Genomic DNA, 22598 nt, shown 5'->3' with positions numbered 1-22598 from the left:
ATGATCGACTCCTTCAGCTCAGCTCGATTTCGCACAGGTGTGCGAAATCAGTTCAAAAAAAGGGACAGGCGTGGCCGGTCCCGCTTTGCCCATCCCTACTCCAGATCGTTAAAGCTCTTATAGGTTGATATCAGGCGGTTGAACGCCCGCTGCGCCCGCCGCGGCACCGCGTTCGCGCGCAGGAAGCGCGCGTCGTGCATCACCCCGATCGCCAGGCTGTAGATCTCGAACACCAGCTGCTCGGGTTCGGTGTCGGGCCGCAGGTGCCCGGCTTCCATCGCCTGCAGCACCGTCTTGCGCAGCGAGGCGCGCCAGCGCGTCACCCCGGCCTCGATGCGGTCGCGCAGCGGTCCGGGCACGTCGTCGAACTCGAAGGCGCCGGCGGTGTACAGGCAGCCCCCGCGCGCGGTCTCGTTGCCGATCTTCTTCAGCCACAGCTCGACCTGCATCGTCAGGCGCGGCAGGCCGCGCGGCGCCTGCAGCGCCGGCACGAACACTTCCTCGCTGAAGCGGCGGTCGTATTCGTCCAGCACCGCGGCCTGCAGGGCTTCGAGCGAGCCGACGCGCGAAAACACGCCGCTCTTGCTGATGCCGGTGCGCTTGGATAGCTCGCCCAGCGATACCTTGCCGATGCCCTCGCCAGCGGCCATGTCGTAGGCGGCCGTGAGGATCGTCGCGTAGGTGGCTTCGCTTTTGGCAGTCGTGTTCATGAAGTCACTTTAGCACAGGTGTGCGAAACAACAAGGATTATTTAGTTTTTTTCCTTAGAGCTAGCGAATGCCCCGCCTTGCCAATCATGGCTACCATCGTTGCGCCAGATGAGGCCAGCAGGAATGCATCCCATTACCTTCAGGAGAAAAAATGGATTCGGATAATAAGCAAAACGGCGAGACCGTGGAACCTTCGCGCCGCCGCTTCGTCAGCACCGTCGCCACCGGCCTCGCGGCCGGTGCCGCCGCCGTTCCCGCAATGGCCCAGCAGGCCGGCGCCGCCAATCAGCCGCCGCCAGGCCGGGCCCGCGAAGCGGCGATGCGCTACCCGGCCCCACCCTTCCCCAAGCAGGAGCAGCCCTGGCCGGGCCTGGCCAGCAAGATGACGCCGCGCCCGGACCATGGCGAAACCACCTACCGCGGCAGCGGACGCCTGGCCGGACGCAAGGCCCTGGTGACGGGCGGCGATTCGGGCATCGGCCGCGCCGCCGTGATCGCCTTTGCGCGCGAAGGCGCGGACGTGGCCATCAACTACCTGCCGGCCGAGGAGCCGGATGCCCAGGAGGTGGTGCAGCTGATCCGGCAGGCCGGCCGCAAGGCGGTCGCCATCCCCGGCGACATCCGCGACGAAGCCTTCTGCCGCAAACTGGTGGACGAAGCCGTGCGCCAGCTGGGCGGGCTCGACATCCTGGTCAACAACGCCTCGCGCCAGAAGTCGGCCAACTCGATCCTCGATATCTCGACGGCCGATTTCGACTGGACCTTCAAGACCAATGTGTATGCGATGTTCTGGATCACCAAGGCCGCGCTGCCGTACCTCAAGCCGGGCAGCTGCATCATCAACACCGCTTCGCAGCAGGCCTACGATCCATCGGAGAACCTGCTGGACTATTCCATGACGAAGGCGGCCGAGGTGGCGATGACCAAGTCGCTGGCCAAGCAGCTGGCATCGAAAGGGATCCGGGTGAATGCGGTGGCGCCGGGGCCAGTGTGGACGCCCTTGCAGGTATCGGGTGGCCAGACGCAGGAGAACCTGAAGAGCTTCGGTGGCGACACGCCGATGAAGCGGCCGGGTCAGCCGGCCGAGCTGGCGGCCACCTATGTGACCCTGGCCTCGGACGAGTCGAGCTACACCACCGCGCACGTCTACGGCGTATCGGGCGGCGGCGGCAACCCTTGACGGGGCCCTGAGACTGGCGCGCGGGCTGGGGCCAGCCCGCGCGCTGCGCCCCGGTTCAGCGGCGGCCGAACCAGCTCAGGCGGGCGAAAAAGGAAGCGACGGTGTTCGTGATCGAGCGGGTCGGAATGCGTTGGCTGAACAGGCCGGTATAGTTGCAGCGCGAATTGACGGTCATTTCTTTTCTCTCCGAAACATTACTTAGCACAATAACCATGCTGCAAATACTGTTCTGTGCGCTAACTCGCATAGCGCGCAGGGAGACCGTCGCCTGGCGCGCGCGCCCTCGCACGATTGCGCCATATCATGCGACCAGCAGGGCTGCGTTCTACCCTGCTTCGTGGCCAACCAACGACCTAGGAGGTGTGCGATGAGCTACGCAGATCGTGACAAATATGGCATGTACAGGAACACCCGCAGCACCGGCCCCGGCCCTGCGCTGATGGGCGCCGACACGCTGATCGGAGACAGCGTCGTCAACGCGCAGGAGGAAGACCTCGGCGACATCAAGGAAATCATGCTCGACATGCAGACCGGCCAGGTCGCCTATGCGGTGCTGGGCTTCGGCGGCTTCCTCGGCCTGGGCGAAAAGCTGTTCGCCGTGCCCTGGCAGGCCCTGCACCTGGACACTGTAAACAAGCGCATGGTGCTCAACGTGGACAAGGAAAGGCTGAAGAACGCGCCCGGCTTCGACAAGGACGCCTGGCCCGACATGAGCGACCTGAACTGGGCCAGCGGCATCCACAGCTTCTACGGCACCGATTCGCAGCGCTCCGGCGCGCCCAGCATGGGGCCGGGCACGACGATGGGCGGCATGGTGGGCGGCGCCGGCAGCAGCTCCGCAATGGGCAGCGGCATGGGCTCCAGCATGGGAGCCGGATCGGCCGGCAGCACCGGCGGCGCCGGCAGCAGCCTGGGCGCCAGCGTCGGCTCGGGGAGCGTGCATGGCGACTCCTACGGCGTCGGCGGCAGCGCCGATCCGCGGCCCGGGCATGATGGGGACGACAAGGACCTGAGCCGTATCCGCGGCAGCAATATCGGCTGATGCGGGGTTGTAGGGTAGACGGCTTCGCCGTCCGCGCGCTCAACTTTCCTGTGCATTCACGAAGCGTGATTAATACCGGCTTAAACCACTCGATTAATCACACAATGTGGATATTCAAGCGAATTTTGAACGCGCGGTCGGCAGAGCCGACCACCCTACTACTCCGCTAGCGAATCATCGATTCCCACACCTTCTGCAGGCGCTTGGCCGACACCGGCATCGGCGTGCGCAGCTCCTGCGCGAACAACGACACCCGCAGTTCCTCCAGCATCCAGCGGAACTCGGTCATGCGCGGGTCGTTGTTCTTGCCGGCCTGGTTCTTGAGCGTGCGCTGGAACTGGCTGGCCGCGTTCTGCCACTCCGCCATCAGCTGGGCGTCGCGCGAGGGATTGCCGCGCAGCTTCTCGATACGCACATTGATCGCCTTCAGGTAGCGCGGGAAGTGCGCCAGCTGACTGTACTCGTTGTCCGCGATGAAGCGCTTGTGGATCAGCCCCTGCAGCTGCGATTGGATGTCCTGCTGCACCGCCGGCGGCAGGCTCTGGATGCGCTTCGGCATGCCGTGGAACTCCGCCAGGATCGAGCCCACCAGGCGCGCGATCTCGTTGATCAGGAGGCCGATGCGCCCCTTGCCCTCGTCCTTGCGCTTGTTGAACTCTCCGGAGTTGATCGGCAGCGGGTCCTGCAGGCAGGCGATGTCGATCGCCTTGGCGATGATCTGGTCGCGCAGGTCTTCCTGCGTGCCCACGCTCATGAACTGCATGCCCATCCCTTGCAGGCCGGGGATGTTCTTCTCGGCGAATTTCAGCTGGTCCTTCAGCTGCAGCGCGAACAGGCGGCGCAGGCCGATGCGGTGGGTGCGCGCCGCCACGTTCGGGTCGTCGAACACTTCCAGGTCGCAGTGCGTGCCCTTGTCCACCAGCGCCGGGAAGCCGATCAGGGTCAGCTTGCCCTGCGTGATCTCCAGCAGTTCCGGCAGCTCGCCGAAGCTCCAGGTGGTAAGACCCGTGTGCTGGATCGCTGCCGGCGCAGCGGGCGCGGCGCCTGATGCCTGGCCAGCCGATTTCGTGACCGGCGCATTGCCCTTCCCCTTTGCCGGAACAGGAGCGGCCGGCGCCGCCTGCAGCTTCGCAGGCGCGGCCGTCGGCGTGGCTTCCGCCATCTTCTGGAAGCTCTGGCGCGCCTGGCCGCCCAGCTCGGCCTGCAGGGTCGCCAGGTTGCGGCCCATGTCGAGCTGGCGCCCGTGCTCGTCGATCACCTTGAAGTTCATGAACAGGTGCGCCGGCAGGGTCTCGAGCTTGAAGTCGCCCGTGAGCACGCGCGCACTGGTGTGCATGTGGATGTCGGCGATCAGGGCGTCGACCAGGTCGCCCTTGGCGAAGCGCAGCGGGTCCTGGTGGCGCTCGAAGAACTTGGCCGCGTACTCCGGCAGCGGCACGCAATGGCGGCGCAGCTTCTGCGGCAGGGATTTGAGCAGCAGGTGCACCTTCTCCTTCAGCATGCCCGGCACCAGCCAGCCCGCACGCTCCTGGGGAATCTGGTTCAGCGCAAACAGCGGCACCGCCAGGGTCACGCCGTCGCGCGGGCTGCCCGGTTCGAAGTGATAGCTCAGGCCCATCTCGATGCCGGTGACGTTCATCGTCTTCGGGAACAGCTCGGTGGTGACGCCGGCCGCCTCGTGCCGCATCAGCTCTTCACGAACCAGGAACAAGAGCTTCGGGTTGTCGCGCGAGGCGTCCTTGTACCACTTCTCGAAACCCGCGCCGTTCACGACCGTGTGCGGGATTTCCTTGTCATAGAAGGCGGCGATCAGCTGCTCGTCCACCAGCACGTCGAGGCGCCGCGACTTGTGCTCGAGGTTCTCGATCTCGCGCACCAGCTTGTGGTTGTGCGCGTAGAAAGGCGCGCGCGTCTCGTAGTCGCCCGCCACCAGCGCGTCGCGGATGAAGATCTCGCGCGCTTCAAGCGGGTTGTGCTGGCTGTAGTTGATGCGGCGGTTGCTGTACACGACGATGCCGTACAGGGTTGCGCGCTCGAGCGCCGTCACTTGGGCCTGGCGCTTTTCCCAGCGCGGCTCGCCCCAGGATTTCTTGAGCAGGTGCGCGCCGATCTTCTCCACCCATTCCGGCTGGATCTGCGCGATGGTGCGCGCGTACAGGCGCGCGGTCTCGACCAGTTCGGCCGCCATCACCCAGCGTCCCGGCTTCTTGGCGAGGTAGGAACCCGGCCAGATGTGGAACTTGATGCCGCGCGCGCCCAGGAACACCGGCTCGTCCTCGGCCTTGAAGCCGATGTTGCCGAGCAGGCCGGTGAGCAGGGCCATGTGCAGCTGGTCGTAGGTGGCCGGCGCGGCATTCAGGCGCCAGCCCTGCTCGCGCGCCACGGTGAGCAGCTGCGAATGCACGTCGCGCCACTCACGCAGGCGCAGCTGCGACAGGAAGTTGGCGCGGCAGTTCTCCTGCAGCTGGCGGTTCGACTTCTTGTGCGCGATGGCATCCTCGAACCAGGCCCAGATCTTCAGGTAGCTGAGGAACTCGGACTTCTCGTCGGCGAACTTCTTGTGCTTCTCGTCGGCCTGCTGCTGGTACTCGATCGGGCGGTCGCGCGGGTCTTGCGTGGACAGCGCCGAGGCCACGATCAGCATCTCGGTCAGGCAATCGTTGTCCACGGCCGCCAGGATCATGCGGCCCACGCGCGGGTCGAGCGGCAGCTTGGCCAGCTTCCTGCCCAGCGGGGTCAATTCGTTCGCATCGTCGACCGCGCCGACTTCCTGCAGCAGCTGGTAGCCGTCGGCGATCGCGCGGCCCTGCGGCGGCTCGATGAAGGGGAAGGTCTCGACGTCGGTCAGGTGCAGCGACTTCATGCGCAGGATGACCGATGCCAGCGAGGAACGCAGGATCTCCGGATCCGCGAACTTCGGACGCTTGTTGAAATCGTCCTCCTCGAACAGACGGATGCAGACGCCGTCGGCCACGCGGCCGCAGCGGCCGGCGCGCTGGTTGGCCGAGGATTGCGCCACCGGCTCGATCTGCAGCTGCTCGACCTTGTTGCGGAAGCTGTAGCGTTTGACGCGCGCCAGGCCCGTGTCGACCACGTAGCGGATGCCCGGCACGGTCAGCGAGGTCTCGGCCACGTTGGTGGCCAGCACGATGCGGCGCGCATTGGTGGTCTTGAACACGCGGTCCTGTTCCTCCACCGACAGGCGGGCGAACAGGGGCAGGATCTCGACGTGCGGCGGATGGTGCTTGCGCAGGCTTTCCGCGCAGTCGCGGATCTCGCGCTCGCCCGGCAGGAACACCAGCACGTCCCCCGAACCGATGCGGCACAGCTCATCGACGGCGTCGACCACCGCTTCCATCAGGTCGCGCTTTTCGCGCGCGACTTGCGCCTTCGGCGCCGGTTCGCCGGGCTTGGCATTGGTGCTTGTTACCGGGTCGCGGTCCACCGGACGATATCGCACCTCCACCTTGTACAGGCGACCCGAGACTTCGATGACGGGCGCGGGCTTGTCCGGCGTGCCGAAATGGCGCGCGAAGCGCTCGGCATCGATGGTCGCCGAGGTGATGATCACCTTCAGGTCCGGACGGCGCGGCAGCAGCTGCTTCAGGTAGCCGAGCAGGAAGTCGATGTTCAGGCTGCGCTCGTGCGCTTCGTCGATGATGATCGTGTCGTAGGCGCGCAGCAGCGGGTCGGTCTGCGTTTCGGCCAGCAGGATACCGTCGGTCATCAGCTTGACCGAGGCGCCCTTCGACAGGGTGTCGTTGAAGCGCACCTTGAAGCCCACGTGCTCGCCCAGCGGCGAGCCGAGTTCCTGCGCGATGCGCTTGGCGGTGCTCGATGCGGCGATACGGCGCGGCTGGGTGTGGCCGATCAGGCCCTTCTGGCCGCGGCCGAGCTCCAGGCAGATCTTCGGCAGCTGGGTGGTTTTGCCGGAACCGGTTTCGCCCGACACGATCACCACCTGGTTCTCGCTCACCGCCTTCGCGATCTCGGCGCGGCGGCTCGAAACCGGCAGGTCTTCGGGGAAGGTGATGGGCGGGAGCGGGTTGCGGAAAGGCGTGCGCTCATCCTCACGCGGCGCACGCTCGGCACGCTCGCGCGGCGGCTTGGCGCCGCCCTGCCCGTTCGCCGGACGCCGGCCATTGTCGTTGCGCGGCGGCGGCGCGCGGCGCGGCCCGCGGTTCTCACTGCTACCCGCGTGCTTGGTCTGCAGTTCGCCATCGCGCGTCTGCGTCATTGGCGCACGGGTCTCGCCCTCCGGCCGCCCATTGCGTGGATCGGTAGCGGAAGTGTTCCGGGATGCGGCGCGCGCCTGCTGAGGCGAAGGCTTGTTACTCTGTTCAGACATTGATTTTTACAAGGTATTTGGTGCGCACAACGCGCAGCGAATTATAATGCGGCAAATGGAAAATCCTACCCAATTCGTCCAGTGGCTGCGCTCTGTCGCGCCATACATTCACACCTTCGGCGGCAAGACTTTCGTCGTCGCCTTCCCGGGCGAACTGGTCGCAGCCGGCGCCCTGCCGGTGCTGGCCCAGGACCTGTCCCTGCTGCTGGGACTCGGCATCCGCCTGGTGCTGGTGCACGGCTCGCGCCCGCAGGTAGCGGAGCAGCTCGCCCTGCGTAACGTCGAAGGCCGCTTCCATAACGGCGTCCGGATCACCGACCCCGCCGCGCTCGAATGCGCGAAGGAAGCCGCCGGCGAATTGCGTCTCGACATCGAAGCCGCCTTCAGCCAGGGCCTGCCGAACACCCCGATGTCGCATGCCCAGATCAGCATCGTATCCGGCAACTTCGTCGTTGCCCGTCCGCTGGGCGTGATCGACGGCGTCGACTTCGAGCTCACCGGCGTGACCCGCAAGATCGTCGCCGAGAAGATCCAGCCGATCCTGCAGACCGAGGACAGCCTGGTGCTGCTGTCGCCGCTGGGCTTTTCGCCTACCGGCGAGATCTTCAACCTGACCATGGAAGACGTGGCCGCCTCGGCCGCGATCGCGCTGCACGCCGACAAGCTGATCTTCATCACCGAGACCGGCATGATGAGCGACGCGGCCGGGACCGAGATCCGCGAACTGTCCTCGCACCAGGCCGAAGCCGTGCTGCAGGCCGGTTTCCTGCCGCCCGATTCCGCTTTCTACCTGCGGCATGCCATCAAGGCCTGCAACAGCGGCGTGGACCGCGCCCACATCGTGCCCTTCGAGATGGACGGCTCCGCCCTGCTCGAACTGTTCACCCACGACGGCGTCGGCACCATGATCAGCCACGAGAACCTCGAGAGTCTCCGCCAGGCCACAATTGAGGACGTCGGCGGGATTATCAAGCTCATCGAACCGCTGGAAGCCGACGGCACCCTGGTGTACCGCGGCCGCGAGCTGATCGAGCGCGAGATCGACCAGTTCTCGGTGATCGACCACGACGGCGTGATCTTCGGCTGCGCCGCGCTCTACCCCTTCCCGGAAGCGAAGATGGGCGAAATGGCCTGCCTGACCGTAAGCCCGGACGCCCAGACCCAGGGCGACGGCGAGCGCATCCTCAAGCACATCGAGAACCGCGCCCGTGCGGCCGGCCTGACCAAGCTGTTCGTGCTGACCACCCGCACCTCGCACTGGTTCAAGAAGCGCGGCTTCGTGCCGGCCACGGTGGACGACCTGCCCAAGGACCGCCAGCACATGTACAACTGGCAGCGCCGGTCACAGGTTTTCATCAAGACTCTATAATGTCGGTCTGACCCGCATTAGCGCGTACTTAACAGATACAGGAGCAATACCATGGCCCGCACCGTCCAATGCATCAAACTGAACAAGGAAGCCGAAGGACTGGACTTCCCGCCGGTACCAGGCGAAATGGGCAAGAAGCTGTACCAGTCGGTCTCGAAAGAGGCCTGGCAGGCATGGCTGAAGCACCAGACCATGCTGATCAACGAAAACCGCCTGAACCTGGCGGACGACCGCGCGCGCAAGTACCTGGCCACGCAGATGGAACGTCACTTCTTCGGTGACGGCGCTGCCGACCAGGCGCAGGGCTACGTGCCGCCGGCGGCTTGACGCTCTTGTACGATGGACGGCTTCGCCGTCCATCGTACGCAACACACTACATCTTCACGCACTGGCGCAATTCACAGCGCGCCATGAACACCTTCCCATCCTCGCAGCGCATCCGGTAAACCTCCACCGGTCCCGGCTCGGTCACCAGACCGGCGCCCTGCGCGCTCGTGCAGCCTTGCTGTTTCGCCAGCTTCTCGACCGTCGCCGACGACACGCCGATCCTGAAGGGCACGCGCTCGATCGGCGTGCCGTTCGGGTCGGCCAGGCCGGGGGGCGCCAGCTTGGCGGCCGCCACAGGCGCCGGGGCCGGTTCCACCTTGCTCTTGAACAGCGTACAGCCGCCCAGCAGGACGGCGACCAGCAGCAGCGCGTGCTTCATGCGTTCTCCGCTCAGAAAGTCAGGGTCTTCACGCCTTCGGGCGTGCCCAGCAGGCAGACGTTCGCGCCGGCCTTGGCGAACAGGCCGACGGCGATCACGCCGACGATCTGGTTGATCCGCTCTTCCAGCGCCACCGGATCGGTAATGGACAGGCCGACCACGTCGATGATCTCGCCGCCGTTGTCGGTGATAAAGGCTTCATCCGAACCCGCCTTGGTGCGCAGGCGCGGCTCGCCGCCCAGCAGCGCCAGCTGGCGCATCACCGAGGCACGCGCCATCGGGATCACCTCCACCGGCAGCGGGAACTTGCCCAACGTTTCGACAAGTTTCGAACCGTCCGCAATGCACACGAATTTCTTTGCTACAGACGCCACGATCTTCTCGCGGGTCAGCGCCGCGCCGCCGCCCTTGATCATGGCGCCGCTGGCGGTGATCTCGTCCGCGCCGTCGATGTAGACCGCCATCGAGCTGACCTCGTTCAGGTCGAACACGGGGATGCCATGGCCGCGCAGGCGGCTTGCCGTCGCTTCGGACGAAGCCACGGTGCCCTTGATGCGGTCCTTGATCTTGGCCAGTTCGTCGATGAAGAAGTTGGCCGTCGAGCCGGTGCCGACGCCGATGATTTCGCCGTCCACCACGTAATCGATCGCGGCGCGCGCCACGGCTTGCTTGAGTTCGTCCTGGGTCATGATGCTGTCAGTGAGGTAAAAGGAAGCCGCCATTTTAGCGGATCGCTCCGTCCACCCCTCGAAAACGACGCTTCGTCGCATGGTTTGGCCAGTCGATGCATCACGCATTGCCAAGCTGATATCCGTACAGCACACTAAGTCTTTCCGTAGGTTAAAGAACAGCACAATGAAACTCTTGACGAAGAAGCGGGTGGCGATCGCCGCCGGGGTGATCGTGGTGTGCGGCGTGGCCGCTGCCTGGATGATGCCGAAGGGCGAGCCGAAAGTGCCGCCATCGAAATACCGCACCGCGGCGGTCGACATGGGCGCCATCAACCAGACCGTCACCGCCACCGGCACCATCAACCCGGTCGCGCTGGTGAACGTCGGCTCGCAGGTCTCCGGCACCGTGGTCGAGCTGAACGCCGACTTCAACGACCGCGTGACCAAGGGCCAGGTGCTGCTCAAGCTCGACCCGACCATCTTCAACGCCCAGATCCGCCAGTTCGAAGCCAGCCGCGCGTCCGCCATGGCCAACCTGAAGCTGGCCGAGGCCAACTACCAGCGCAACCAGCAGCTGATGGCGCAGAACTTCGTTTCCGGCACCGTGGTCGATCAGTCGCGCCGCGAGATGGACGTGGCCCGCGCCAACGTGCAGCTGGCCCAGGCCCAGCTCGACCGCGCACGTGCGGACCTGAACAACAGCGTGATCCGCTCGCCGATCGACGGCGTCATCATCAAGCGCACCATCGACCTGGGCCAGACCGTGGCGGCCTCGTTCAACACGCCGAACCTGTTCCAGATCGCCCGCGACCTCACCAAGATGCAGATCGACACCAGCGTGTCGGAAGCCGACGTCGGCGCCCTGAAGGACGGCCTGCCGGCGCGCTTCGTGGTCGACGCCTACCCGGACCGCGAATTCCACGCCACCATGCGCCAGTTCCGCCTGGCCGCCAACGTGGTGCAGAACGTGGTCACCTACAACGTCGTGCTCGACGTCGACAACCAGGACGAGATGCTGAAACCCGGCATGACGGCGCAGGTGCGCCTGGTGGTGGCCAACCGCCCGAACGTGCTGCGCATCCCGACCACCGCGCTGCGCTTCCAGCTGCCGGAAGAGGAACAGGAAAAGCTGCGCAAGCAGGAACAGGAAAAGGCCGGCAAGGATGGTAGCGTCAAGCAGGTGGCGCAAAAAGCCGCGCCACCGAGCCAGGACGACGACCTCGCCTTCCGCACCGCCAACGAGACCGCGCGCCAGTACAAGGTCTACCGCCTGGACGCGAAGAACCAGCCGCAGCCGGTCGACATCCGCGTCGGCCTGTCGAACTTCCGCTATACCGAAGTGGTGTCCGGCGGCCTGAAGGCGGGCGACCAGGTCGTCACGCGCACGCTGGCGCAGCCGAAAGAGGACATGTGAGCGCCGACGTGACTTCTTCTTCATTGATCGATATCCGCGGCGTCACCAAGTCCTACGTCAGCGGCAGCGTCGAGACCCGCGTGCTGCACGGGATCGACCTGCAGGTGGCGCGCGGCGACTTCGTTTCCATCATGGGCCAGTCCGGTTCCGGCAAGTCGACCCTGATGAACATCCTCGGCTGCCTCGACCAGGCCACCGGCGGCAGCTACCTGCTCGACGGCGCCGACACGCGCTCACTGTCGCGCGCCCAGCTGGCCGACATCCGCAACCGCGCGATCGGCTTCGTGTTCCAGAGCTTTAACCTGATCAAGCGGATGAGCGTGGCCGAGAACGTGGCGCTGCCGCTGATCTACGGCGGCTGGGGCCGCGGCAAGGCGCATGCGCGCGCGCTGCAGGAGCTCGAGCGCGTCGGACTGGGCGGCTTGGCCAAGCGCACCCCGAGCCAGCTCTCCGGCGGCCAGCAGCAGCGCGTGGCGATCGCCCGCGCCCTGGCCACCGACCCGCCCCTGCTGCTGGCGGACGAACCGACCGGCAACCTCGATACGCAAACGAGCGACGACATCATGTCCAGCTTCCAGCAACTGAACAAGGAGCGCGGCATCACCATCGTGCTCGTCACCCACGAGGCCGACGTCGCCGCCTACAGCCGCCGCCTGGTGCGCCTGAAGGATGGCCGCGTGCTGTACGACGGCCCATCCGCCGAGGGCCTGCGCCAGCTGAGCACGAACCACGCTGAGGTGCCGGCATGAACTTCATCCAGGTACTGATCGAATCCTTCCGCTCGATGGCGGCCAACCGCCTGCGCACGGCCCTGACCATGCTCGGCATCGTGATCGGCATCGCGTCCGTGGTCCTGCTGCTGGCGATCGGCGACAGCATGCAGCGCTTCATCGGCAAGGAACTGCAGCAGCTCGGCACCAACATGCTGTACGTGTTCCCGGGCGGCGACCGCACCACCGCCCAGCGCGCCCGCGCCGGCGCGGTGCCTTCGCTGTCGATCCACGATGCGGCCGCGCTCAACGACCTGCCCAGCCTGGTCGGCGCTGCGCCTGCGCTGCAGGGCAACTTCAAGCTCAGCGCGGGCAACGAGAACCTGAACAGCCAGGTGCACGGCGTGACCCCGGCCATGTTCAAGATCCGCAACTGGAAGCTCGACCAGGGCAACATCTTCAGCGAAGCGGACGTGCGCGCATCGAGCCGCATGGTGGTGATCGGCCAGAAGATCGCCGACCAGTTCTTCTACAAGACCGATCCGCTGGGGCAGTACATCCGCATCGAGAACGTCGCCTTCCAGGTGATCGGCGTGCTGGCCGGCGAAGGCAAGCAGATCGACGGATCCGACATCTCGGAATTCGTGCTGATACCGATCACGGCGGCCAGCGCCAACCTGATCAAGATGCCCTTCCCGCAGAACGTGCACTACATCGCGGCCCAGGGACGGCCCGACATGTCGCTCAAGGAGGCGGAGGAAGACGTCAAGGAAACCCTGCGCGCTCGCCACCGCATCCGCCTCGACAGCCCCGATGATTTCAAGGTGCAGAACATGGCCTCGTTCGCGGAGACCGCCAACACGATCAGCGCCGGCGTCGCCATGCTGCTCGGCCTGATCGGCGCGATCTCGTTGCTGGTGGGCGGCATCGGCATCATGAACATCATGCTGGTGTCGGTCACCGAACGGACCCGCGAGATCGGCATCCGCATGGCCATCGGCGCACGGCCGCGCGCGGTGCTGCTGCAGTTCCTGGCGGAGTCGGTGGTGATCTGCGTGGCCGGCGGCCTGGTGGGCGTGGCGATCGCGGCGGCCGGGGCGGCGGCGATCACCTCGACCGGCAAGTTCGACGTGTACCTGACCTTCCAGGGCGTGCTGGTGGCCTGCGGCTTTGCCACGGCCGTGGGGGTGTTCTTCGGATTCTATCCGGCGCGCCGGGCTTCGCGCCTGCTGCCGGTGGATTGCTTGCGCTACGAGTAGACATGAAGAAGTTGTACGATCCCGCCACGCGGCCTGTCGCGGCGTTGGCGGCATTGATGGTGTTCACCGCCTTCGCCACCGTCCCACCCGAGGCCGTCGCCCGCGAGGGTGCCTTGGGGAAGGCAGGGGCGGCCGGCCTGCAGCTGGACGAGCAGGCGCCGGTCCACGTCCACCGCAAGACCAACCGCGGCGACCTGCCCTACAAGCCCTTCTTCCTGATCCAGACCTACCTGCAGTCGCTGCTGCCGCCGGAACCGCGCGCGATCGACCTGCTGGGCCGGGTCGAGTTCGTCGCCAAGAGCGAAGCGGAGAAGGACTTGTTCGCGCCGGACTCCTGGGCGGTCGCCATCGTCGGGGATGAACTCGACCAGGTCGTCCCGGTCCGCCGCGGCGGCTACTTCCTGCTGCCGAAAGTGAAGCTGGGAATGCTGGAACTGGGCACAATCATGTTCAACACCCAGACCCAGAAAGGCAAGATGAGCGTCGCGTGGAAAGTCAGGGTTCCGCCCACGCAAACGCTCTCGTACGCCGAGTTCGCGAAAGCGCTCGAGGAAGTCAGCTACGTCCAGAGACAGATTCCCACCTACCGCTACGACCTGCGCGAGATCCGGCGCCACGGCCACAACGCCTTGCGCGCCTGCTTCCTGGGTGGCCCCGGCCGCATCGAAGTCGATGGCCGGCCAGCCACGACGATTCCCGACGGCGCCTGTCAGGTGCTGAAGTATGACGCCGCCGTGCGCGCGGGCAAGGCGCAGATCGCTTTCGTGGGAAAGCTGGACATCGTCACGCTCAAGGAAGTGATCAAGGGGGATTGAAGGTCCGGCGGCGCTCCGGCTTGCCGCCCGCTCCTGCTGCGCTCGTCACCGATCTGCCCCTGTGAAAACTTAATTCATCGGCAAGTTTTCGTTTCTTCAATGCAACAATGCTCAAGATAATTTGATGCCTGGTGTGCCCGCACCGTCCTTTAACGTTTATTCTTGATGAAAAGTTCTGGAATACTCATTCTACAAATAAAACGTTTTCTGACTAGGGCATCATGAAAATCAACAATCTCAAGATCGGCACCCGGCTGGGTGGCGCTTTCGCAGCGGTGATTCTCCTCATGGCGGTCATGCTCGCCAGCATGCTGTGGCAACTCGAGCGCATCTCGCATGCCAAGGACGTCATGGCGCAGACGGCCCGCCAGACGACGCTCGCCAAGGACTGGCTCGAAGGCGTCTCCGCCAACAGCGTCCGCTTCGTTGCCAAGCTCAGGAGCAACGTGCCGGGCGACGACCAGTACTACGACGAGCGGATCGGGACCGCCCGCGCCAAGGTGGCAAAGGTACAGGAGCAACTGCAGGCCATGGTCGATACGCCGGAGGGCAAGGCCCTGCTGGAGCGGGCGCTCGAGAACGACCGCAGCTGGTATGCGCTGGGCGACGCCGGCTTCGAACGCAAGGCCGAGCTCGGCGGCGAGCATCCCGAGGTCCAGGCCTTGTTTAAGGACAAGGTCGCTCCCCAGATGCGTGCCTATATCGCCTCGGTGGAAGAGATGGTGACCTACCAGACCGGGCTGTCGGAACGGGCCCAGGCCGACATCGACGCCCTGCAAGTGACAGGACGACGCGTGCTGCTCGGCGTCGGCGCCTTCGCGCTGATCAGCGCCGCACTGTTCGGCTGGGTCCTCACGCGCAGCATCACGCACCCGCTGGCAGGCGCCGTGCGCGTCGCGCGGCGCGTCGCGTCGGGCGACCTGAGCGCCGACATCCGGATCGAATCGCACGACGAGATCGGCGAACTGATGGGTGCGCTGCAGGCCATGAACGCCAGCCTGCTCAAGACCGTCAGTGCGGTACGCGCCGGCACCGAGACCATCGTCGGCGCCTCGCAGGAGATCGCCGCCGGCAACCTCGACTTATCAAGCCGCACCGAGCAGCAGGCCGCGTCGCTGGAGGAGACCGCCTCCTCGATGGAAGAGCTGACCGGCACCGTGCGCCTGAACGCCGACAACGCGCAGGAAGCCAACCTGCTGGCGCGGCAGGCGTCGCAGCTGGCCACCCGCGGCGGCGAGGTGGTGGCGCAGGTAGTGAGCACCATGGCCTCGATCAGCGCCTCCTCGAAGAAAATCGCCGACATCATCGGCGTCATCGACGGCATCGCCTTCCAGACCAACATCCTGGCGCTGAACGCGGCCGTGGAAGCGGCGCGTGCCGGCGAACAGGGGCGCGGTTTCGCGGTGGTCGCCTCCGAAGTGCGCAACCTGGCCCAGCGCTCGGCCGCGGCGGCCAAGGAAATCCGGCTCCTGATCGCCGATTCGGTGGACAAGGTTGGCGCCGGCGGGCGCCTGGTCGACGAGGCCGGCGACACCATGCACGACATCGTGGACGGCATCGCGCGCGTGACCAACATCATGTCCGAGATCGCCGGCGCCAGCACCGAGCAGACGGTCGGCATCGAGCAGGTCAATGCCGCCATCGTCCAGATGGACGGCGTGACCCAGCAGAATGCCGCGCTGGTCGAGCAAGCCGCCGCGGCGGCGGCCTCGATGCAGGAGCAGGCCCTGGCGCTGGCGGAACTGGTGCGCGTGTTCGATATTGGCGATGGCGCGCACGGCGCCCACACGGCGTCGGCTGGCGTTACGCGCCTGCCCCCGCGCCTGGCCCTGGACTACGACCAGACTGCCGCCTGAAGCTATCTCGGTCCTCGGCCGGTCGGCACTAGCCAGCGCGACGGCCCGCGGTGTAGGCTGCACCCGTTGAACGGCCCGTTGATCTTCGTCGTTCTGCTTCCTGTCTCAAACCAAATACCGCTCTGTTTGGCTAGGCAAGAATCGCCCTTTAAGCTACAACGGGGGCATCAATGGCGAACGACGCTTACTTGCAAATTGACGGAATCAAGGGCGAATCGACGGACCAGAAGCACAAAGATTGGCTGGAAGTTTCGAACGTCATGTATGCAGTTCACCAGCCTAGAGCTGAAACCGTGTCCACAGCTGGCGGCTTGACAAGCGGTAGAGCCGACCTGTTCCCAATCAGCTTCAAGAAGCTTGCAGACATTGCTTCCCCGGTCCTTCTGCAAACTTGTGCAGCAGGTAAGACCATCGGCAAGGCGACTTTTGAATTCATGAGGGCAGACAGCAATGGCAACCCGATTCCCTACTTTCGGATTGAGCTGGAAAACCTTCTGATTGCCAGCATCACGCCAGATAGCGGTGACGCAGGAATTATCACAGAGCGCGTCCAGCTAGCGTACGCCAAAATCAAGTGGGCTTATGTGAAGCAAAGCATCCGTGGCGGCACGCAGGGCAATTCCACAGGCGGCTGGGATTGCAGCGCCCACCGGGCCTGCTGAGCGGAGGCGATGATGCCCAAGTATGAAGGCGAAGAAATGCTTATCTGCCCGGTCCACACATCCGACTTCAAACACACTTGTGCTGTCATTGTATCGGGCGATGGTCCTAACTTCTGTGGCCATGCGCTACTTCATGTGGGCGATTCTTGGTACTTCCACATAGCCCGGCGGTTACAAAGTGCCCAAGTTCATGCACGAGAGTGGCTACATGCGGTACTTGAAAGAGAATAACAAACGGGAAATTCGCCGCTGGATTGTCAAGCAGCCCAACCCTGATGGTGCCCATAGCAAGCTGCATGAACTGATCAACAAGCGATGGCTGTGGGGCATATTGATTAACAATTGCGCCACGTTTGTGGAAGAAGTATTGCGGGCTGGCGGTAGCAACGCCGGTGTCTACTTGAATTGTCCCTCTATGGAGCCTTTCGCATGACCCGGAGAATTCTACTTTCCCTCGGCGCCGGTTTTCTGGTCTGCTTCGCTGTCTGGCTGTCCATCATTCTGTGCGCGCCCGACCTATATGTCGAAACCGCAGGTGCCATCATCTTTTATTCCTCGCTCGCTGCGACCGCCGTCACCTTTATCACTCTCTGGTTCTCGGAATATCTGCTGTTGAAAGCCGCAGCTCGAAGGAGAACTTAGGAGCGGCTGCATGAGACGCACTCTCACTTCGCTTGCAATTACCTTCTTGGTAGGTGTGCTTATCTGGTTCGGGCTTGGTGTCGTAGCGCCTGACATCTACGTCGAAAAGGCGTTCGTCTGGATTGTCTATCGCTCTATCGCTGCGGGGTTCATCACAGTGTTAGTGTGGCGGCCAAGGAACCGTCGCACATAATTTGCAGATCAAGCCCCACGTCTTGCCAGGCGCCTCAGATTCAGCAGACCGCGGCCAGACCCGCGCGACAGATTCGCCAAGCTGGACGGATCGGCCAGAAAATCCGCCAGCACCCGTTCATACAGCGCCAAGTTGTCGCGATAACGCTCCTGGCGCATGGCGCCGGGCCGGCGCAGGAATTTCAGCACGAAGTAATCGGCCAGCAGGTCGCCCTGCGCTTCCATGTTGTAGTCGGCCAGCGTCGCGCCCTCGCGCAGCGTGTAGGCATACGACAGTCCGAGACGCACCGCCCCGCGCATCCGCACCGGATACCCCAGCTGGTGCTGCCACACATGCACCATCTCATGCATGAACCAGTGGATGGCGCCGGGATCGCCGCGCGAGTAATCGGGAAGAAAGCAGGACCGGTGAAAGTACATGCTGCCGTTCGGCGTCATGCAGCAGTTCTTCGGCTGGAAGGGCATGTAGCGCCGGCCGTGAATACGGACGCGGCTGTAGTCGATGGCGTCGCGAAACAGCAGCGACGCCATCGCGATCTCGTTCTCGGTCAAGGGCCGGGAACGAGGGCGTTGCATGGAAGGTTCAGGCAGCACGCAGCGCGGAAGCCGCTTTCGCCAGTTCGGTGATCCCGGCCCAGTCGCCGCTGGCGATCAGGTCCTTCGGCGTCAGCCACGAACCGCCCACGCAGGCCACGTTCTTACAGGCCAGGAACTTCGGCGCGGTCTCGATCGAGATGCCGCCGGTCGGGCAGAAGGTCACGTCCGGCAGCGGGCCGGCGATGGCGTTGAGCATACCCACGCCGCCCGCCGGCACCGCCGGGAACAGCTTCAGCTGCTTGAAGCCGTGCTCGCGCGCAGCCATCACTTCCGACGGGGTCATCACGCCCGGCAGCAGCGGCAGGCCGCTCTTTTTCGCTGCCTCGATCATGGCCGCGGTCAGGCCCGGCGAGACGCCGAACACCGCGCCCGCGTCGCGCGACGCGGCAAATTCTTCAGGCTGGGTCAGGGTGCCGACGCCGACGATCGCGCCTTCGACGGTGCTCATGTCGCGGATCGCCTGCAGGCCGTGTTCGGTACGCAGCGTCACTTCCAGCACGCGGATGCCGCCTGCCACCAGGGCCTTGGCCAGCGGCACGGCGTGCGCCGGATCGTCGATGGCGATGACAGGGATCACGCTCGCCGAGCGCATGATTTCAAGTAAAGTCATTTCTGCGTCCTAAAGAGAAAGTCTTCGTCGGAACCGGGCTGCACTTCATCGGTCTGGATACCGTCGTGCAGCGGCACGGTGGTCTGGATCGGCGATGGCAGCGGGAACGTTGCCGCCCCCTCCTCCGCCGGGCTGGAATGGGAACGGAACATCGCGAACAGTTCGCGGCCCATGCCGATGTGGCTCTTCGACAGGTCGGCGCTGGCCATGCCGCGCGCGGCCCACACGGTGTCGGTCACCAGCGCTTCCAGGGTGCCGCTGGTGGCGTCGACGCGGATGATGTCGCCGTCGCGCACCAGGCCGAGCGGACCGCCGGCCAGGATCTCGGGCGACACGTGGATCGCCGCCGGCACCTTGCCGGACGCGCCCGACATGCGGCCGTCGGTGACCATCGCCACCTTGAAGCCGGCATCCTGCAGGTTCGACAGCGCCGGGGTCAGCGCGTGCAGTTCCGGCATGCCGTTGGCGCGCGGGCCCTGGAAGCGGATCACGGCCACGAAGTCGCGGTTCAAGAGGCCGTCCTTGTAGCGCTGCATGAAGTCTTCCTGCGAGTCGAAGGTGATCGCCGGCGCTTCCACCACGTGGTACTCGGGCTTGACCGCCGAGATCTTCATCACGGCGCGGCCCAGGTTGCCCTGCACCAGCACCATGCCGCCGTTGTTGGCGAACGGATTGCCGGCCGGGCGCAGCACGGCTTCGTCGCCGCTCTTTTCGGCCACGTCGCGGAACACGACCTTGCCGTCTTCGCCCAGGAAGGGCTCCTTGCAGTGCGCGCGCAGGCCGCGGCCGAGGATGGTGTTGACGTCTTCGTGCGCCAGGCCGGCGTCGAGCAGCTCGCGGATCACGAAGCCCGGGCCGCCGGCGGCCTGGAAGTGGTTCACGTCGGCTTCGCCGTTCGGGTAGATCCTGGTCAGCGAAGGCACGACTTTCGACAGCTCGTCGAAGTCGTTCCAGTCGACCACGATGCCTGCTGCGCGGGCGATGGCGATCAGGTGCAGGGTGTGGTTGGTCGAGCCGCCGGTCGCGTGCAGCGCGACGATGGCGTTGACGATGCTCTTCTCGTCCACGATGTGCCCGATCGGCATGTACTGGCCGCCCTGCTGCGAGATCGCGACGGCCTGCTGGGCAGCGGCTTTCGTCAGCGCGTCGCGCAGCGGCGTGCCCGGGGTGATGAAGGCGGAGCCCGGCATGTGCAGGCCCATCATCTCCATCAGCATCTGGTTGCTGTTGGCGGTGCCGTAGAAGGTGCAGGTGCCCGCGCCGTGGTAGGACGCCGACTCGTTCTCCAGCAGCTCCTCGCGGGTGGCTTCGCCCTTGGCGTAGCGCTGGCGGACGGCCGCCTTTTCCTTGTTCGAGATACCGGTGGTCATCGGGCCGCCCGGCACGAAGATGCCCGGGATGTGGCCGAAGTGCAGCGCGCCGATCAGGAGGCCCGGCACGATCTTGTCGCAGATGCCCAGGTAGAGGGCCGCGTCGAACATGTTGTGCGACATCGCCACGGCGGTCGCCATGGCGATGGTGTCGCGCGAGAACAGCGACAGTTCCATGCCCGGCTGGCCCTGGGTCACGCCGTCGCACATGGCCGGCACGCCGCCCGCGAACTGGGCCACGGCGTCGACTTCACGCACGGCGTCCTTGATCACCGCCGGGAAGGTTTCGAAGGGCTGGTGCGCCGACAGCATGTCGTTGTAGGACGAGACGATCGCTACCGACGGCTTCTTGTATTCCTTCAGCTTGAGCTTGTCGTTGGCCGGGAAGGCGGCGAAGCCGTGCGCGAGGTTGGTGCACGACAGCGCCCCGCGCTGCACGCCCTGCACGCGGGCGGCTTCCATATGCGCGAGGTAGGCCGCGCGCGATGGGCGGCTTCGCTTGATGATCCGGTTCGTTACCTGTTCGACTACGGGGTGCAGCGCCATGATCGTTCCTTCGTAAATTTAGTACCTGAAATTTTACTACAGATTTGAAAGGGACGCAGCCAAGCCATTTTTGGCCTGCCTGTAGAGAGAGCTCGCCCGAACATCGACGAACCCGACAACGAGATGCGTGGTGAAGCTGCTACTCTTTTATGTAGTGAATTTACGCACGCATCCTGTATTATTCGTTAATCTGCTATTGACAACATTGTGCCATCGGCACCGCTCATTGACACTGACCTTATGCGCCAGCCAACCCTCACCAGCACTCCCAGCTTCCAGGCCCTCGAAAACCACGCCGCCACGGCAGAAGACTGGGAGATGCGCGACCTGTTCGCCGCCGATCCCCAGCGCTTCGAGCGCATGTCTTTAGAGGCGGCAGGGCTGTTCCTAGACTATTCAAAAAATCGCCTCGACGGGCGCACGCTTGAACTGCTGGCGGCGCTTGCGCGCGAGCGCGGCGTGGAAGAACGCCGCGACGCCATGTTCGTGGGCGAACGCATCAACAATACCGAGAACCGCGCCGTTCTCCACACCGCCCTGCGCGCCCCGCGCGGCAGCAAACTGGTGGTCGACGGCCAGGATGTGAACGCCGACGTCCATGCGGTGCTCGACCGTCTCCGCAGCTTCACCGACGCCGTGCGCAGCGGCGAATGGCTGGGCCATTCCGGCAAGCCGATCACCGACATCGTCAACATCGGCATCGGCGGCTCGGACCTGGGCCCGAAGATGGTCGTGCTGGCCCTGCGCCACTATGCGCATCCGCGCCTGCGCATGCACTTCGTGTCCAACGTCGACGGCCATGACATGGACGCCGCCCTGTCCCAGGTGGATCCGGAAACCACGCTGTTCATCGTTGCCTCGAAAACCTTCACCACCGCCGAAACCATGATGAACGCGCAGACCGCGCGCAGCTGGTTCCTCGAGCGCGCACCGGAAGAAGCACTGGCCAAGCACTTCGTCGCCGTCTCCACCAATACCGAGGCGATCAAGAGCTTCGGCATCGACCCGGCCAACATGTTCCCGTTCTGGGACTGGGTGGGCGGGCGCTATTCGGTGTGGTCGGCGATCGGCCTGTCGGTCGCGCTGGCGGTGGGTTACGGTTACTTTGCCGACTTCCTGGCCGGCGCCCACGAGATGGACCAGCATTTCCGCACTGCCCCGATCGAGCAGAACATGCCGATGCTGCTGGCCCTGGTCGGCTTCTGGAACCGCGAATTCCTCGATGCGCACTCGGTCACGATCGCGCCCTACCACCAGGACCTGAACCGCTTCCCAGCCTACCTGCAGCAGCTCGACATGGAAAGCAACGGCAAGTGCGTCACGCGTGACGGCGACCCGGTCGACACCCCGACCTGCCCGGCGATCTGGGGCGAGCCCGGCACCAACGGCCAGCACGCCTACTTCCAGCTGCTGCACCAGGGCACCGACCTGACGCCGATCGACTTCATCGCCGCCCTGCGTCCCGCGCACGAGATGGAGCACCACCATACGGCCCTGCTGGCGAACTGCTTCGCCCAGTCGGAAGCCTTCATGAAGGGCAAGACCATCGACGAGGTGCGCGCGGACCTAGTGGCGCAGGGCTTGGCCGCCGAGGAAGTGGAACGCCTGGCGCCGCACAAGACCTTCCCGGGCAACCGTCCGAGCAACACCATCCTGATGGAACGCCTGACCCCAAGTACCCTGGGCGCCCTGATCGCGCTGTACGAGCACAAGACCTTCGTGCAGGGCGTGATCTGGAACGTCAACAGTTTCGACCAGTGGGGCGTTGAGCTCGGTAAGGTGCTGGCGAAGAAGATCGAAGCCGAACTGGCGGGCGAGCCGCAGCCGGCGAATCACGACAGCTCCACCAACGGCCTGATCGCCCGCGCCAAGGCCGCCTTCTGAACCTGATCACGACAT

19 protein-coding genes are annotated in these 22598 nt (G+C 65.0%); 12 read left to right on the top strand and 7 right to left on the bottom strand.

What is annotated here, in order from left to right:
• Window positions 1–95: 95 nt before the first annotated feature.
• On the bottom strand, window positions 96–710 hold the full coding sequence (locus ACK6C6_RS04355; protein WP_027864366.1) for a TetR/AcrR family transcriptional regulator: 615 nt from the start codon (window positions 708–710) through the stop codon (window positions 96–98).
• Between the two features lie 151 nt (window positions 711–861).
• Between ACK6C6_RS04355 and ACK6C6_RS04350 the strand changes: the two genes are divergently transcribed.
• Together ACK6C6_RS04350 and ACK6C6_RS04345 are read left to right on the top strand one after the other, a co-directional pair.
• Window positions 862–1890, top strand: a complete 1029-nt coding sequence (locus ACK6C6_RS04350) for an SDR family oxidoreductase (RefSeq protein ID WP_409266085.1) — start codon at window positions 862–864, stop codon at window positions 1888–1890.
• Window positions 1891–2257: 367 nt separating this feature from the next.
• Entirely contained in the window at window positions 2258–2932 is a 675-nt protein-coding gene (locus ACK6C6_RS04345) for a PRC-barrel domain-containing protein (protein ID WP_409266084.1), read from the top strand.
• 166 nt (window positions 2933–3098) lie between these two features.
• On the opposite strand, the gene hrpA is transcribed toward ACK6C6_RS04345, so the two are convergent.
• Window positions 3099–7280 carry an ATP-dependent RNA helicase HrpA gene (hrpA, locus tag ACK6C6_RS04340; protein WP_409266083.1) on the bottom strand — a complete coding sequence of 1394 codons (4182 nt, stop codon included), beginning with the start codon at window positions 7278–7280 and terminating at the stop codon, window positions 3099–3101.
• A 55-nt stretch (window positions 7281–7335) separates the two neighbouring features.
• Between hrpA and argA the strand changes: the two genes are divergently transcribed.
• Together argA and ACK6C6_RS04330 are read left to right on the top strand one after the other, a co-directional pair.
• Complete coding sequence (gene argA / locus ACK6C6_RS04335) at window positions 7336–8649, top strand: amino-acid N-acetyltransferase (RefSeq protein WP_027864370.1); 1314 nt, start codon at window positions 7336–7338, stop codon at window positions 8647–8649.
• Window positions 8650–8700: 51 nt separating this feature from the next.
• Window positions 8701–8976: an oxidative damage protection protein gene (locus ACK6C6_RS04330; protein ID WP_027864371.1), complete on the top strand. Its 276-nt coding sequence runs from the start codon at window positions 8701–8703 to the stop codon at window positions 8974–8976.
• Between the two features lie 46 nt (window positions 8977–9022).
• On the opposite strand, the gene ACK6C6_RS04325 is transcribed toward ACK6C6_RS04330, so the two are convergent.
• Both ACK6C6_RS04325 and rpiA read right to left on the bottom strand, forming a co-directional pair.
• Window positions 9023–9355, bottom strand: coding sequence for a hypothetical protein (locus tag ACK6C6_RS04325; protein WP_409266082.1), 333 nt, complete (start codon window positions 9353–9355; stop codon window positions 9023–9025).
• Between the two features lie 11 nt (window positions 9356–9366).
• A complete protein-coding gene (rpiA, locus tag ACK6C6_RS04320) occupies window positions 9367–10044 on the bottom strand; it encodes a ribose-5-phosphate isomerase RpiA (RefSeq protein ID WP_409266080.1) in 678 nt (225 codons plus the stop codon).
• A gap of 166 nt (window positions 10045–10210) precedes the next feature.
• On the opposite strand from rpiA, the gene ACK6C6_RS04315 reads away from it, so the two are divergent.
• From ACK6C6_RS04315 to ACK6C6_RS04285, 7 genes are all read left to right on the top strand, one after another.
• On the top strand, window positions 10211–11440 hold the full coding sequence (locus tag ACK6C6_RS04315; protein ID WP_409266079.1) for an efflux RND transporter periplasmic adaptor subunit: 1230 nt from the start codon (window positions 10211–10213) through the stop codon (window positions 11438–11440).
• A complete protein-coding gene (locus tag ACK6C6_RS04310) occupies window positions 11437–12189 on the top strand; it encodes an ABC transporter ATP-binding protein (RefSeq protein ID WP_409266077.1) in 753 nt (250 codons plus the stop codon). The genes ACK6C6_RS04315 and ACK6C6_RS04310 overlap by 4 nt, the downstream gene beginning before the upstream one ends.
• Window positions 12186–13409 (top strand): ABC transporter permease, encoded by a 1224-nt coding sequence (locus ACK6C6_RS04305; RefSeq protein WP_409266076.1) that lies wholly within the window; start codon window positions 12186–12188, stop codon window positions 13407–13409. The genes ACK6C6_RS04310 and ACK6C6_RS04305 overlap by 4 nt, the downstream gene beginning before the upstream one ends.
• Before the next feature lie 2 nt (window positions 13410–13411).
• Window positions 13412–14224 carry a hypothetical protein gene (locus tag ACK6C6_RS04300; RefSeq protein WP_409266074.1) on the top strand — a complete coding sequence of 271 codons (813 nt, stop codon included), beginning with the start codon at window positions 13412–13414 and terminating at the stop codon, window positions 14222–14224.
• Between the two features lie 221 nt (window positions 14225–14445).
• Window positions 14446–16080: a methyl-accepting chemotaxis protein gene (locus tag ACK6C6_RS04295; protein ID WP_409266073.1), complete on the top strand. Its 1635-nt coding sequence runs from the start codon at window positions 14446–14448 to the stop codon at window positions 16078–16080.
• A 170-nt stretch (window positions 16081–16250) separates the two neighbouring features.
• Window positions 16251–16742, top strand: coding sequence for an Hcp family type VI secretion system effector (locus ACK6C6_RS04290; RefSeq protein WP_409266072.1), 492 nt, complete (start codon window positions 16251–16253; stop codon window positions 16740–16742).
• A 208-nt stretch (window positions 16743–16950) separates the two neighbouring features.
• On the top strand, window positions 16951–17175 hold the full coding sequence (locus ACK6C6_RS04285; RefSeq protein WP_409266070.1) for a hypothetical protein: 225 nt from the start codon (window positions 16951–16953) through the stop codon (window positions 17173–17175).
• A gap of 410 nt (window positions 17176–17585) precedes the next feature.
• Here ACK6C6_RS04285 and ACK6C6_RS04280 read toward each other — a convergent pair whose 3' ends face one another.
• The 3 genes from ACK6C6_RS04280 to edd are packed head-to-tail and all read right to left on the bottom strand — an operon-like array spanning window position 17586 to window position 20699.
• Window positions 17586–18128 carry a Rhs element Vgr protein gene (locus tag ACK6C6_RS04280; RefSeq protein WP_409266069.1) on the bottom strand — a complete coding sequence of 181 codons (543 nt, stop codon included), beginning with the start codon at window positions 18126–18128 and terminating at the stop codon, window positions 17586–17588.
• A gap of 31 nt (window positions 18129–18159) precedes the next feature.
• Window positions 18160–18783 (bottom strand): bifunctional 4-hydroxy-2-oxoglutarate aldolase/2-dehydro-3-deoxy-phosphogluconate aldolase, encoded by a 624-nt coding sequence (eda, locus tag ACK6C6_RS04275; protein WP_209588876.1) that lies wholly within the window; start codon window positions 18781–18783, stop codon window positions 18160–18162.
• Complete coding sequence (edd, locus tag ACK6C6_RS04270) at window positions 18780–20699, bottom strand: phosphogluconate dehydratase (protein WP_209588875.1); 1920 nt, start codon at window positions 20697–20699, stop codon at window positions 18780–18782. Before edd ends, eda begins: the two co-directional genes overlap by 4 nt.
• Before the next feature lie 240 nt (window positions 20700–20939).
• Between edd and pgi the strand changes: the two genes are divergently transcribed.
• Window positions 20940–22583, top strand: coding sequence for a glucose-6-phosphate isomerase (pgi, locus tag ACK6C6_RS04265; RefSeq protein ID WP_409266068.1), 1644 nt, complete (start codon window positions 20940–20942; stop codon window positions 22581–22583).
• The last annotated feature ends 15 nt before the right edge of the window (window positions 22584–22598 follow it).

The sequence above is a fragment of the Massilia sp. BHUDP2 genome, from assembly GCF_046236355.1.
Classification (GTDB): Bacteria; Pseudomonadota; Gammaproteobacteria; order Burkholderiales; family Burkholderiaceae_D; genus Telluria; species Telluria varians.
This window is presented reverse-complemented; position numbering and strand designations above follow the sequence as displayed.

Bases quoted from the DNA above. Each gene is read 5' to 3' on its own strand.
- ACK6C6_RS04355 (WP_027864366.1), bottom strand. From the start codon at position 710: ATGAACACGACTGCCAAAAGCGAAGCCACCTACGCGACGATCCTCACG.
- ACK6C6_RS04350 (WP_409266085.1), top strand. From the start codon at position 862: ATGGATTCGGATAATAAGCAAAACGGCGAGACCGTGGAACCTTCGCGC.
- ACK6C6_RS04345 (WP_409266084.1), top strand. From the start codon at position 2,258: ATGAGCTACGCAGATCGTGACAAATATGGCATGTACAGGAACACCCGC.
- hrpA (WP_409266083.1), bottom strand. From the start codon at position 7,280: ATGTCTGAACAGAGTAACAAGCCTTCGCCTCAGCAGGCGCGCGCCGCA.
- argA (WP_027864370.1), top strand. From the start codon at position 7,336: ATGGAAAATCCTACCCAATTCGTCCAGTGGCTGCGCTCTGTCGCGCCA.
- ACK6C6_RS04330 (WP_027864371.1), top strand. From the start codon at position 8,701: ATGGCCCGCACCGTCCAATGCATCAAACTGAACAAGGAAGCCGAAGGA.
- ACK6C6_RS04325 (WP_409266082.1), bottom strand. From the start codon at position 9,355: ATGAAGCACGCGCTGCTGCTGGTCGCCGTCCTGCTGGGCGGCTGTACG.
- rpiA (WP_409266080.1), bottom strand. From the start codon at position 10,044: ATGACCCAGGACGAACTCAAGCAAGCCGTGGCGCGCGCCGCGATCGAT.
- ACK6C6_RS04315 (WP_409266079.1), top strand. From the start codon at position 10,211: ATGAAACTCTTGACGAAGAAGCGGGTGGCGATCGCCGCCGGGGTGATC.
- ACK6C6_RS04305 (WP_409266076.1), top strand. From the start codon at position 12,186: ATGAACTTCATCCAGGTACTGATCGAATCCTTCCGCTCGATGGCGGCC.
- ACK6C6_RS04300 (WP_409266074.1), top strand. From the start codon at position 13,412: ATGAAGAAGTTGTACGATCCCGCCACGCGGCCTGTCGCGGCGTTGGCG.
- ACK6C6_RS04295 (WP_409266073.1), top strand. From the start codon at position 14,446: ATGAAAATCAACAATCTCAAGATCGGCACCCGGCTGGGTGGCGCTTTC.
- ACK6C6_RS04290 (WP_409266072.1), top strand. From the start codon at position 16,251: ATGGCGAACGACGCTTACTTGCAAATTGACGGAATCAAGGGCGAATCG.
- ACK6C6_RS04285 (WP_409266070.1), top strand. From the start codon at position 16,951: ATGCGGTACTTGAAAGAGAATAACAAACGGGAAATTCGCCGCTGGATT.
- eda (WP_209588876.1), bottom strand. From the start codon at position 18,783: ATGACTTTACTTGAAATCATGCGCTCGGCGAGCGTGATCCCTGTCATC.
- edd (WP_209588875.1), bottom strand. From the start codon at position 20,699: ATGGCGCTGCACCCCGTAGTCGAACAGGTAACGAACCGGATCATCAAG.
- pgi (WP_409266068.1), top strand. From the start codon at position 20,940: ATGCGCCAGCCAACCCTCACCAGCACTCCCAGCTTCCAGGCCCTCGAA.